Annotated in this window: 14 protein-coding genes; all 14 read right to left on the bottom strand. The window is 53.8% G+C overall.

From position 1 onward, the window contains the following. Positions 1–21: 21 nt before the first annotated feature. Complete coding sequence (locus tag IPH75_04505) at positions 22–414, bottom strand: hypothetical protein (protein MBK7141325.1); 393 nt, start codon at positions 412–414, stop codon at positions 22–24. Then, complete coding sequence (locus IPH75_04500; protein MBK7141324.1) at positions 411–1,382, bottom strand: ROK family protein; 972 nt, start codon at positions 1,380–1,382, stop codon at positions 411–413. Before IPH75_04500 ends, IPH75_04505 begins: the two co-directional genes overlap by 4 nt. Positions 1,383–1,495: 113 nt before the next feature. Then, entirely contained in the window at positions 1,496–3,004 is a 1,509-nt protein-coding gene (locus IPH75_04495; GenBank protein ID MBK7141323.1) for a hypothetical protein, read from the bottom strand. A gap of 56 nt (positions 3,005–3,060) precedes the next feature. After that, complete coding sequence (locus IPH75_04490; GenBank protein MBK7141322.1) at positions 3,061–3,816, bottom strand: class I SAM-dependent methyltransferase; 756 nt, start codon at positions 3,814–3,816, stop codon at positions 3,061–3,063. Beyond that, complete coding sequence (locus IPH75_04485; GenBank protein MBK7141321.1) at positions 3,813–4,181, bottom strand: 4Fe-4S dicluster domain-containing protein; 369 nt, start codon at positions 4,179–4,181, stop codon at positions 3,813–3,815. Before IPH75_04485 ends, IPH75_04490 begins: the two co-directional genes overlap by 4 nt. After that, positions 4,144–4,872, bottom strand: coding sequence for a 4Fe-4S binding protein (locus IPH75_04480; protein MBK7141320.1), 729 nt, complete (start codon positions 4,870–4,872; stop codon positions 4,144–4,146). Before IPH75_04480 ends, IPH75_04485 begins: the two co-directional genes overlap by 38 nt. A gap of 177 nt (positions 4,873–5,049) precedes the next feature. Further along, a complete protein-coding gene (locus IPH75_04475; protein MBK7141319.1) occupies positions 5,050–5,436 on the bottom strand; it encodes a hypothetical protein in 387 nt (128 codons plus the stop codon). A 1-nt stretch (position 5,437) separates the two neighbouring features. Then, a complete protein-coding gene (locus IPH75_04470; GenBank protein MBK7141318.1) occupies positions 5,438–6,262 on the bottom strand; it encodes an ATP phosphoribosyltransferase regulatory subunit in 825 nt (274 codons plus the stop codon). Then, positions 6,195–6,875, bottom strand: coding sequence for an ATP phosphoribosyltransferase regulatory subunit (locus IPH75_04465; GenBank protein ID MBK7141317.1), 681 nt, complete (start codon positions 6,873–6,875; stop codon positions 6,195–6,197). Before IPH75_04465 ends, IPH75_04470 begins: the two co-directional genes overlap by 68 nt. A gap of 128 nt (positions 6,876–7,003) precedes the next feature. Next, the gene (locus IPH75_04460) at positions 7,004–7,408 is read right to left on the bottom strand and encodes a hypothetical protein (GenBank protein MBK7141316.1); all 405 of its coding nucleotides are present in this window, start codon (positions 7,406–7,408) and stop codon (positions 7,004–7,006) included. Positions 7,409–8,057: 649 nt separating this feature from the next. Next, positions 8,058–9,443, bottom strand: coding sequence for an MmgE/PrpD family protein (locus tag IPH75_04455; protein MBK7141315.1), 1,386 nt, complete (start codon positions 9,441–9,443; stop codon positions 8,058–8,060). A 9-nt stretch (positions 9,444–9,452) separates the two neighbouring features. Beyond that, positions 9,453–11,420: a homoaconitase gene (lysF, locus tag IPH75_04450; GenBank protein MBK7141314.1), complete on the bottom strand. Its 1,968-nt coding sequence runs from the start codon at positions 11,418–11,420 to the stop codon at positions 9,453–9,455. Between the two features lie 69 nt (positions 11,421–11,489). Further along, positions 11,490–12,182, bottom strand: coding sequence for a hypothetical protein (locus IPH75_04445; protein MBK7141313.1), 693 nt, complete (start codon positions 12,180–12,182; stop codon positions 11,490–11,492). Positions 12,183–12,266: 84 nt separating this feature from the next. After that, a complete protein-coding gene (locus IPH75_04440; GenBank protein MBK7141312.1) occupies positions 12,267–12,809 on the bottom strand; it encodes a hypothetical protein in 543 nt (180 codons plus the stop codon). Position 12,810: the final 1 nt, after the last annotated feature.

Raw genomic sequence — 12,810 nt, 5'->3', positions numbered from 1 at the left:
GCCCCCATTGACAGACCAACATCAGTTTCCGCCGAAGACATATCCCTTCGTGGCAGGAGTAAACAAGGCAGCCAGCGCGGCGACCGCAAGCACCAGTAAAACGATACTCTCAACATGGGTCAGCCCTAACAGCGCCAGAATGATCACGCCGCCGTTAATGGCTACCAGACCGTACCATCCCCAGGCCTTTCCGTCCCGAAAGGCCATCGCCACCATGATTAGCAGGAGGCCGAGGACCAGCAGGATGATCGGTTTCCCCATATCAACGTACTGACGATCGAGGATCGCCAGGACAATCGACACGCCGCCGTACAGGAGATACATGGCGGCAAAAATGTAGCCCCACCAGAGCGATAACCTGACAGTCAGGGGGCGTTCCATCGGGACTCGTGCATGTGCGGTTGCAGCATTCATACTTTTGCATCTCCAAGTATTCCGGCGCCAATGAAGCCGGCATCATTCCCCAGCGAAGCCCGGGCGACTCTCAGGTTTTCTACGGCCGTACTAAAAGCACGTTTCCGAATTTCTGAGGTGACGGTTTCGAGGAATCCGGCGCCACCATCAGCAACCCCTCCTCCCACCACTACGATCTCAGGATTCAAAAGATTCACCACGCCGGCCAGTGCGGTACCAAGATACTGGGCTGATTCGGTCACCACAGAGAGGGCGATCTCGTCCCCTTTTTTGGCCGCGGCAAACAGCTTCTTTATTGTGAGCCCTTCGATCGGTCCCTCAAGTACTTCTTCAAATGCAGGAGTTAGCGTGTTGCCAAGACGTGACTTAACGGAATTAAGCATTGCCGCTGAGGAACAGTAGGTTTCAAGACAGCCACGATTACCACATCGACATGTCGGACCATTCGCATTGATTGAAACATGGCCAATTTCACCAGCCGTAAAGTTAGAACCGCGCCAGAGCTTTCCATCCAATAGTATAGCGCCTCCAACCCCAGTCCCGACAGCCGTACAGAAAACGGACTTGTAGCCTACCGCCGCGCCAAATCGCGATTCGCCCAGGGCCATGGCGTTGACATCGTTGTCGACATACACACTGGTATTCAATCTTTCTTTGAGGATCCGGCCGATCTCCATCCCCTGCCAACCTTCGATGTTTGGCGACAACGAGATCACTTTGCCGATTCGGGTGTCAACCGCGCCAGGGGTGCCGACGCCGAGCCATTTGACGGGGTGGTCTTCTTCCGCCGCCTGATATAAAAGCCGTTCAGCGATATTGGTGACCAGATGCATAAGCGGTTCGGCCCCCTTCTCAACCAGGGTAGGACGCTGTTCTTTGAACAGGACTTTCCCGCGTGAGTCGACCAAGCCGTACTTGATATTGGTGCCGCCGATGTCTATCCCGGCGTAGACTATTTCGTCAGTCATAGGAGCCTTAGCAATGCGACCTGTTGCAATCCCCTGTTCGGTTTGGAGGGTAACTTAAGCGGTGGAAAATAGACGGAGGCTGCATAGGTGTCAACAACAAAGCCGAATGTCGGTCAGTGCGTTCCTCTTCGCTCACGCGCCAGCCTGGCTTTGCTGCGCGACAGGAGGATCATCACCACCCCCAGGAGGATGACAGCCAGAAGAAGCGCAAGAATGTACATGAGCTGGAGCTCGACAATCCGCCCCTGTACCAGCATCGGTAGATATTTGAATCCGGATACGAGAATCAGCACCGCGACCAGGTTTTTGATCAAGGCGTGCAAGTCACGTTCCATCGCCCGCCCGAGCACGGCACCAACAACCGCCAGTAGAATGACAAAAGCGGCACGCTCAAGAAGCATCATGGAGATCAGCAAACCGGACGGTATGGTGGTCGCCAGGTAAACTGAGTCTGCCAGGGCCAATCCAGCGCCAAGAAAACAGCCGATTGCCGAAAGATCACCCGCCTGTGCGGCTCTGAATCGTTGCCATGAGTACAGCGCGCCGTAGATCAAGAGCGTGGTGAGCAGACCGCCCACCAGTGTCGGAAGGATCGCCAGAATCCAAAGCGACTCTCCACGCTTTGCCGCTGGTATGACCAGTGAATCGACAATCAGTTTCTGGAGCGGATGGAGTGTGCCGGGGAGAATCAGGTAAAGGACCGCCCCGCCAATAAATGCGGCATAGGCATTGCGATTACGCCATCCACGCCAGGCCAGGAGTGAGACCGCGATCGCCGCAAAAGCGAGATAGATCGGAATGACCGGCAATGCTCTGATAAGTCCGGCAAAGCTGAAGCCGGGTTCTTGATCACGAGCGGATTGGCGAGCCGGACCGGCATAGTCCTGGTAGATCTTCAGCTTGCGATCCGGCATATCCACCTTTAAGAGGTGGTGGCTCCGATTCATATGCAGCCGGTAACTTTCCGGTAGGGTGACATTAATGATGAAAACGGAGTCGTATTTTCCGGTGAAGAGCCCGAGATAGCGGTAGTCGAGACAGAGCGCGCTCAGATTGACCGGAATCATCGACTGCACCGCGTAGAGTGTGTCTGCGAATGTCTGACCGACAGCAGCCCCCTGTAGAGCAAAATAGGCTTCCATCAGGTCGACATAAAACAGTTCAAAACCAAAGCCATCGCGCGGGAATAGCTCTGCGGACTCGGAACTCCCGTTCTCGGCCGTCACTTCGGCCTTGAGGCGATCGCCATCACGCCTGATCTTGATCTTGGATCTCTGGCCGCTGATCTCGATGGATAACTCGCATCCCAGATAGGCGCCGGTGGTCGAGAGGTATTGCTCCCCCTCTGACTGCATCGTCAGCTCTGTGCCGGCCTTGCGAAAATCGAGGCTCAGCTTCTGTTCGATCACGTAACCGTCGAGACCATCGATGGACTTCTCCTCGGTTATCGTTGAGGTCAGGGTGCCGATGTTTTGCTTGTCGATCTCGAAATTCCAGACACGACTGTCATTGACGGGTCGGAATGCTTCGAAAGTAGCCGCCGGTTGCAGCGTGTCAACCTGGGCAAGCAATGAAAGCGGGGCGATGGCCAGTAAGGCAATGGCTAACAGGAGCTTCTTCATATCCCGGCAAAGATAGCCAAGTTATTGAAGAACGCAATGTTAAATCTCGGTTTGGGTCAGGCGTGGGCGATGAAAACCATATCGCGCGCGGCCTTCGTGAACCGTTCGGTAAGGTCCAGTTTTCCAAAAGTCGAGACTTTGCCGAAACCTGCCTTGCGCAATGCCGACTCCATACTTGCCTTGGTGTGGCTGCGGTACGCATGGCGGAAAATCTCGTATGATGGCGGCTGGGTCGAGAGGTCGGTCCGTATGACGTGGATCTGCTGAAGGTCACCTACGCGCTCCGAGTATCTCAGGTAAAGAATGTCGCCATTTCGCGTGGCCCGGATCGGAAAGATCTGGTCCTTCTTGATAGCCTCGAAATTCAACATCTGAATCACCAGAGTCCCCTGTTCAGTCAGGCATTTGCGAAACGACCTGAGCGACGCCAGCAGACCGGCGGCGGTTGAAACGCCGCTGATACTGTTGGCGAGGCAGACCACCAGATTGAATTTGCCGTGCAGAGTTTTGGGGAGCTTCTCAAACTGCCCACGGACGAAGGTCAGTGGCAGGCGGGACTCTTCATACTTCTCGCGCGCTACCTCGATCATACGTGGCGCACGGTCAATCCCAGTCGCCGGGATACCTTTTGATGCAAACAGATAGCAGGTCAGACCGGTGGCACAGCCGGCATCGAGCACTCTCGTGGGCTGGAAAGTGCTGATCAGGGCATCGACTTCGCGACCATGCGATTTCTCTCGTTCGACCGCATTGGTTATCAGATCATATTCGTGCGCATATTTGTCAAAGACCGAGATCTCGTTCGCTTTCATTTTCCATCCACTCCGGGGTGACCGAATTCACCGCGCTCAGCCTGCGGCAGCATCTGTATGTACTGCTCCCGCGTGATCGCGTTGTCCCATGGTCCAAACAACTTTGCCGCGAGCAACGTTCCCCAGAAGACTATAAGCATGGCGGCCGCCCACTGTCGAGTAGTTATTTTTCGAGAGCTTCGTCCTTTTATGACCAGAGTGTTTTTGATCGGGCATGAATCAACACAGGCCATGCATCCGGAACATTCATCCGACCAGACCTGCTTGACTTTCTCAACCTTGATAAACGATGGGCAAACCTTGGTGCAAGCAGAACAATTGATGCAGCTAACTTCGTTCCGCTTGATGCGGGTCGGCGAGATCATGCCAAATATTCCAAGCAACGCGCCCATAAGGGCAGAGATAGCGGCACCAGAAACCGCGGATCACCAGCGACATTACAAACAAGAGCGCAATCACAATCAGAGAAAACATGGTGATATCGGTGAAGAAGCGAAGCATCAGGACATCGGAGACGACGTTGTAGTCCGAATAGAGAAACGCCTCTATCGCGGCCGGGCTCATCTTGACCACGATTATCCAGACAAAGAATCCCAGCAGAATGTACTTCAGCGAACGGAGGGGCCAGTCGAGCCATTTGGGCGGGACAATCCGCTTTCCGAACATTTTGTCCGAAATATCGCCAAGCAGCTCGGAGATAAATCCAACCGGGCAGACCCACGAGCAGAACGCTTTGCGGAAGACAAACCCGGTCACGAGGATCATGATCAGGATGATCAACCCGGCCGGATGAATCTCGTTGATGATCCCGGTCGCAAAGAAATGCTTCAGGGAGACGAGCGAGCCGATCGGAAGCCAGCCCTCGACTCCCGCAGGACGGGGAATCGCCCATCCCTCTCCCCCGGATTGAATATGTTTCACCCAGAGGTAGAACTGAATCCCGATCCAGATATTGAGAAGAAGCGAGCCAACTTGCGCGTAAAAGCGGAGTTTCTGTACCCCATGTCGTTCGACCTGGGACTTAACTTCGGCGGTAACGGTTTTCACGATACTCATACTAATCATTCCTTCGAGTCTGAGTATCGGGAAATGTTGAGGAAAACGGTTTGACTCAGGTCAAATGACAGAAAAATGACGGAAGGACGAGTCTTGTCGGGCAGGTCTGTTCTTCGACTTCGCTTTGGGTGACGCTTTTGCCTGGCAGGTCTGCGGATGCGACCTACGTAAACGAAATTACGAAATGATCTGAAACGACTTTCTCAAGCGCCAGACTACCCAGCCCATGAACGCTGGCCACACAAAGAAGACAAGCAGAAACAAGATGTTATCGAAAAATCCAAAATCAAACCCCTTGAACGGCTGCATACTCCATAAGATAGAAACAACAATTGCCGCCGCCCCTGTGGAATAAACCGCAAACACCCATCGTCTCCTAAATACAAGCCCCCAGGCAACCACTAGGGGGAAGAGCACAAACAGCAGAATGAATAGCACATTCTCCGGGTAAAACCACGGGTCCACCTTCATACGATAGACGGTCAGCTTCCGGACCAAGTCGTAACCAAAGAGGGCCGCGGCAAGGGCAAATGCACCAGCGACCATCCATGTGACAACACGCATTCTACTTTCCATACGTGAGATGCTTCTTCAGATATCCAATCAGCTCACTCCGCTGAATCGTCTCCTGAATTCCCGAGGCTTTGAGCCATTCGTCGCGGTCGGCGGTTTCGGACCCCTTGACCCGGCCAGCCTCAAGATTTTTGACCGTAATCGTCCCGGCGTCAAATTCGTTTGACCCCGCGATCACCGCAAAAGGGATTCCGACCTTATCGCCGTACTTCACCTGCTTGGTCAGATTTTTGGTATCGCCGGAGTAGATCTCAGCGCGGATACCGGCATCGCGAAGTTCACGCAGAATCTTCAGGTAATCGGCGATCCGGTCTCGGTCCATAGTAGTTACCAAGACTTGCGAGGTCGACGTTCGCAGCTCAATCGCTTTCAGTTCGATCAATGCAGCAAGAAGTCGGTCTATGCCGATCGATGCACCCACCGCTGGGAAGGATTTATTGAGGAATCGTTCGACCAGATTGTCGTACCGTCCGCCGGAAAAGACCGAGCCGAATTCCGGAAGGTCAGTCAGGGTCGTTTCAAAAACCGGGCCGGTGTAATAGCCGAGGCCGCGAACGATTGTCAAGTCGACCTCAAACTTGTCGTGTGAAATCTGCATCGAGGAGAGGTAGCTCTGGATCTGACGTAGTTCTTCGATCCCCTCTTTCGCGATGGCAATTCCGCCGACCAATTGTTCTGCACCGAGAAGCGGGTCTGAACCATGTTTGACGGCGAAATCCAGGAACACGCACAACTTGTTGATTTGAGAATCAGGCAAGCCAAGTCCGGGGATCTTGTCGCCGGAGCGGTCGGTCCGTCCGGGGCCAAGCTCCAGCAAAACCGCCTCTCTCCTGTTTCTCCAGTTTGTCGATCACCCGCATGACATTGGGGCCGCGGTCGGGTGAAATCCCTGCCCACTCGATTACGCCGTTGAGCAGTTTCCGATTGGAGAAGCGGACCTTGAAATTCTTGATGCCCAGATGCTCGAAGATCGTCACCATGGCGGCGATGATCTCAGCATCGGCGAGCAAATTGGTTGTCCCGACGATATCAATATCAAACTGCATGAATTCGCGATATCGACCCGGCCCCGGCTTGTCGACTCGCCATACATTGCCGTACTGATAGCGACGGAATGGCAGCGCCAGTTCCGGCTGGCTGGCGACATAGCGGGCGAGCGACAGCGTGAACTCATACCGGAGCGCCATGTCGACCTCATCCGGCCCCTTGAACCCGAATAGCTCGGCAAGTGAATCAGAAGAGTAATGTGAGCCGAGGAGTGTCTCGGCCAGTTCAAGTGAGGCGGTCTGCAATGGGAGAAATCCCATCAACTCGACAGCATCGCGGGTTTTGCCAAGCATCGCTTCGCGGGCGATCTGTTCTTCCGGCGGGTAATCCCGGAATCCTTTGAGCAGTTGCGGTCTGACTTTGGTCGATTTCTCTTTAGCCATATTATAGTCTATGTTTTCACCCTTCGACTTCGCTCAGGGCGACAGCGAATGGGACATGTTTACGTTTATAAGCAAGAATACGTCAGTTTAATGAAATTGGCAAATGTGGATTAGTATAAGTCGGACGACTAAACGGGCAACTGAATCTCGATAGTACGCTCTTCAAACCGGTCCAGAAACCTGGCCGCAAAGTACCGCACCTGCACCGACAGGCGCACCAATCGCTCGGACCGCTCTACAATACATGCCCTGACATCGTACCGGTCATGACCCAGGTCTGCCACATAGGCAATGCGCCTATCTAATGGCAGTCTTATTAGCCAGGATACCGGGACAACTCGCCATCGTCGTTCTTCCGCGGCAAACGCCCCGCTAATAAGTTGCTCAAGCTCATCACCTGCAACACGCTTACCCTTGCCATTGTCGCTCTCCATCTTGATATATCGCCTCTCTCTTCGCCGCCACAACCGGTGATTCGACTTAATGGCTCCGGGTAGTTGGTCCAGTTCCAGGAGGGAGGCCATCTCTTCCATAGCAGAAACTCTCCTCCGTAACGAGAGCCGTTTTGACAATAGAGACACTAGTCCGAAGTAAGCAGCAATGGCGAGTATTGCTGAGATGAATTGGAACTCGTAGAGAATAGCGAGTATCACCACAAGACCAAAGCCGAGGATTCCCAGCGCGCACCCAGCACCACTGTCCACTGCGCCGGATAGTCGAATGTGAAGTTGACAACCAGTTCGGGCTGGCAGAAATGCCCCGAGATACTCGTTTGGAGAAAAAGGGGCATCGCGACATAGCAGGAAGCCAGCGCTATCTACAGTTCCGGTCCAAAGAGGATCCTGACGTCTTGGGTCAAGTATCACCCGCAATTGAGACCTGAGAGTCGTCTGCTGTGTTCTTAGCGACAGGCGCTTCTGAATTTCCTCCCGCGAGAGCGGAGAACTATATGCAAGGAAAAGATCCGTTGGGTACGGCATATTGCCTTTGAGTTCGTAGGCGGGTTCGCGGACGTCGTCCCGAGCGCAGAAGAGGGCCGGATCCGCCCTATAAAATCTCTATGTTTCACTTTTGGGAGATAAGGATACAGCAGTTTAGTGCGGTTGGCAAACGGGGAAATGTACGACAAAGAAAGAGCGGGTCCTCGTGAACCCGCTCGACATTCCAAATCAGTTTAATTTCCTACTTCACGAGGCCCGCCATGAACTTTTGGCAGGTCTGCTTTTCACAGTTCATGATTGAGTCGCGCCACTGTTTCTGACGGTCAGCCGTCAGGATACCCTCGGCCAGTGCGCCGAATTTGGTATCCAGATCCTCCATCGTCATCGGCTCGCGCGGGTCCCCTTTCGGATACTCGAGATAGGACGAAAACTCGCGGCCATCTTTCGTTTTCACGACCACTTTCGAGGGCTGCTTCGCGGGGAACATCGCCTCGAATTCTTTGGAGGCTTCTCCCTTGATCTTGTCGATCACATCCCAGATGCGCGGGTCTTTCATCTTTTCATCGGAGAATGACTGCGTGGTGATCTTCCGGTCGACAATTGCCGCCGCGATACAATACGGCAGCGAGTGATCCGCGGTCTCGCGGGATTCGGGACGGTACTTGTGCGGGTCGAACAAAATATCGCAGGCGCGCGCAATCGTGGTGACAGTCACGGTGTCAATCTGGTCGGTCTTGATATCGTTATCCTTGATCGTCTTGAGCGTCGCCGTGATATGCGTGTGGGTCAGCGCTTCGGTCGGGAACGCCTTCATGCTGCACTGCATGATCCGATAGCTCTGCCCCAGCCCGCCGACCAGGTTCTGCTTGGCCCAGCCTGGGCCGAAGCAATCCATGAATCCTTCTTTTCCTTCGAAGACCGCTTCGGTGCCTGTGTAGCCGCGCTTAGCCATCATCGCGGCAAAAACGCCGGTCTGGGTCGCCATCGGGTCGACCGTGTTTTTCATCATGGTCAGTTTCCCGGCAGTCGGGCAACCGATCGTATGGTTATGGCAACCGTTGATGCCGATCGCATTGACCATCTGGTCGACCGACAGATGCATCAGCTTACCGGCGACGATCGGCGAAACAAATTGGGTGAGGGTCGCATGGTGCCATTTCCGTTCCCGCACGCCGGGGACCGCAAATTCGCACAATCGCTGTTCGAACTCATAGGCGAGAACGATCGCGACAATAACTTCTTCCATCGAGCTATTCATCATCTCGCCGACAGAGAGCGCCGCCGGGATGATATCCGACGGATGCGACGGATCCTCTTTCCAGTAGATATCGTTAAAATCGAGCGCACGGATCATCAACGAATTAACGAGCGTCGCATTGACCGCCGGCATCTTGTCGCCGAAGATCAGTGTGGTAGCTTCGGCTTTGCCGCCGAAATCGGTGTAGATATCGCGGAGGATGCCGACATCTTTGGTCTTCGAACCACCGAGAGCGCAGCCGACTGAGTCGTAGAGGTAACGTTTTACCTCGTGGACCACTTCTTTGGGAAGTTGTTCGTAGCGAAGACTGACCGCAAATTCAGCGATCTGCCGGGAGAGTGATTTGTCTAAGGGGCCGTCGTGAGCCATGGTTGTCCTCTATATTCTCTGTTTAACCCAATTCTCTAATCCACCGGCCAGGACCAGTTCCTGGGCCGCCGCACCAACCGGGCTGATCGGATACGTTTTGCCGTTCGCTGTCAGTACCGAAGTTGTGAAATCGACCGTCGCATTGATCGCGGTCCTGACGGTCAAATGGTCTTTCCCGAATTTCCGTTTCAACTCGTTCACCAGTTCGGGAGCCTCAACCGCGAGGAAACCGTTATTTAGCGCATTCCGTTTGTACGTCTCGTTGAATGAACCGGCAATCACCAATTGCAGTCCGCGATACTTGAGCGCGGTCGCGGCTTGTTCGCGCGATGATCCGGTACCGAAATTGTAGCCGCCAACAAGCAGGTCTCCCTTGTTCACCAACTTGCCGAAATTGGGGTCGTAGTTTTCCATGACCACTTCGGCCTGCTGGGTCGGCGTGAAATCATCGAGATAGGTATATTTGCCGGGGTAGATTCCATCGGTATTGATATTATCCTGATGGCAGAAGATCAACTCGCCAGTCATCTTCTCCGGGAAACCGGCTAGAATCTTGATTTTCGCCTTCGCTCCTTCGGAGGTCGACAGCACTTTGATTGATGCTTTCAATTGCACATTTTCAATCGAGGCGGGCCAATCAACCATACCCGCAATCGCTGAGGCCGCGACTACTTCAGGGGAAGCCAGATATGCCTGTGCGTTTCGCGATCCCATGCGCCCCTTGAAATTTCGGTTGGTTGCAGAAATACCCACCTCGCCATCTTCGAGAAGCCCTTCACCCATCCCGATGCACGGTCCGCATCCGGGCGGAAGTGGAATCGCACCTGAGGCGAGCAATTTCTGCCAGTCGCCGCGACGTTCCGATTCGGCCTGCACCTCGCTCGAGGCAGCCGCGACATAAAATTTCACATGCGGGGCGGCTTTTTTGCCGTCCATCACGCGCGCGGCGGCGGCCAGATCCTCGACCCGTGAGTTGACACACGAGACGAGATACGCCTTGTCTATCTTGACACCCTTGGCTTTGGCATCCATAACTGAGGTCATAACTTTGACATGATCCGGGCCGGAAATATACGGCGAGACAGTTCCCAGGTCGAGCGTCAGAATTTTGGCATAAGTCGCATCTTTGTCCGCGACCGGATGACTTGCCTCAAGTCTCGCGAGGCGGGCATCGGTCAGGCGTGGATGTTGCCCATTACCGTCGGCATCGGAAGGTACTCCCGCCGGTCCGCGTTTTTTGACCAGTTCAATGCGACGGCGGAGCCAACTGATGGTCGTCGCATCAATCGGAAAGACGCCGGCCATCGCCCCCCATTCAGTGGTCATGTTGGCGATCGCCAGGCGATCATCGACTGAGAGTGCGGCGATCCCATCGCCGGTGAACTCTACCGCGTGGTTCAGGACTTCATCTTTGTTAAAATGCCCGCAGAGGGTGATAATGACATCTTTGCCGGTGACTCCCGGGCGAAGTTTGCCGGTCAGTTCAACTTTGGCTACCGGAGGCACCTGCCACCAAGTACGCCCGGTCGCCCAGATAGCGGCGGCATCGGTTCGGACGATCGGCGTGCCGAGACATCCAAGCCCGCCGTACATGTTGGAATGCGAGTCAGAGGCGACGACCATCGTCCCGGGCCAGGCGTACCCTTCTTCGCACATGATCTGATGCCCTATCCCGCGGCCCGCCGGATAAAAATCTATGCCGTACTGCTTGGCGAACGCCTGGATCTTGGCATACTTCTCGACATTCTTTTCGGTTTTGTTCTGGATATCATGGTCGAGTGTGAAAACGACGCGGCGTGTGTTAAAGACCTGCTTGGCGCCGATCTCTTTGAATTTCGGGATCACCGCGCCGCTGTTGTCATGAGTCATGACATGAGCGGGCTGAATAGCCAGGTAATCGCCTGAATGGACGACATGTCCAGGTTCAAGCCCGACGGCAAACGTCTGGGCGATTTTTTCAACTAAGTTCTGGGACATAGGGACCTCTGTATATGAAGCGCGCTTCGACTTCGCTCAGCTCGGTATGCAATACCTTCTTGCAGACTTCTACCACTTTCCCTTCATCCGATATATCAACACGCCGTCGAAAGTTTCGCTACTCGTGTTGATAGGTTGATATGTCAGGACGAAGAAGTACTGGCCGGTTTGGAGAACTTCGATAATCTTGTAGTTTTTGTAAATTCCAAGTGGGTACGAATACACTAATTCGACTTCCTTCTCGAAAGTCGGATGATCCAGATTGGTTCGCAACCAGCTTGAGTCCTGTAATGCTTTAGGAAAACCGGTAACGAATACGTTTCTGAGACTATCCCCCCAGGTTGCATTGAACACGCTATCAAAGGCCGGAGGGCGCACTCGCAATTTCGGGGCCACGTTAAATGGATCGCAAAACAGCGAATCCTGATCTCGCAATTTGAGGACCCAGGCCAGGTCATATCCGTTCATTTCGTCGGTGACAATCGCCTTTCCGCTCCAGTGATATTCCAGACTTTCTCTGATCAAGTGTCCTTCCGGAGCGAGATACACATGATGCATGATGTTGCACTCGCGTTCCCCCCAGCAAGTCTCCCAGAAAGACAAAACGCAGGTGTCTTTGCACAGCATCCCTGTGAAGTGAAACGACTTGTCAACGGGTGTCCAGGCATAACTGCTGCTCGCCGATAAAGAGACCAGTATCGTGACCGCCAGCATAGTGAAGACATGGACCTTGGTACGCAAAACGACTCTTGAGTTCAACATATACGCTATCCCCTCTTTCTATTCACTGACCATTTCACCCGGCCAAAACCGATGAAATCACCGTGATCGAAAACACTGATTCCCCTAATGAAGCCCTAGTTTCATTCTCACAAAATATTCTTCAGTGGTGAACCGATCTAAGAGCACCATATGAGTACCCAGTGAACTGACGCGTACGGTGTCGCGATACAGAACACCAAGGTCAAAAACGACCGCACTGTTTCTCTTGTCTTTCTTCGCCAAGCGCTCAAAGGCAGCATGTACGTAAGATGGTTTTTCAGTGACAGTCATGACGGTACATCCTACACATGGCGGCATACCGTTTATTCCCGGCTCAAAAAACTCTCTGAGTCGCTCGCCATTCTCCCACGCGGAAATTGACCTCAGCGGATAAAGGAGCGTATCTGTACGCAGATTCAGCAGCTCGATCCCGACCATGAGGACATGCCCATCGGTCGAGCTTGCTATGACTCGTGCCCGAACACTATCCTGTTCAAACGTACAACAGAGAGAGTCCCCGTCCTGACACCTGTCAGAGAATGCCAGATAGTGGCGCTCTGTGATAGCAAAGCAGCCCAAGAGGCTGACTGCCGACAAGAGCAATATTCCAAGTAGTCGTCCGAACATA

Source organism: bacterium (assembly GCA_016708025.1).
GTDB lineage: Bacteria > Zixibacteria > MSB-5A5 > GN15 > FEB-12 > FEB-12.
The sequence above is the reverse complement of the archived record's forward strand: the minus strand, read 5'-3'. Positions and strand labels throughout refer to the sequence as shown.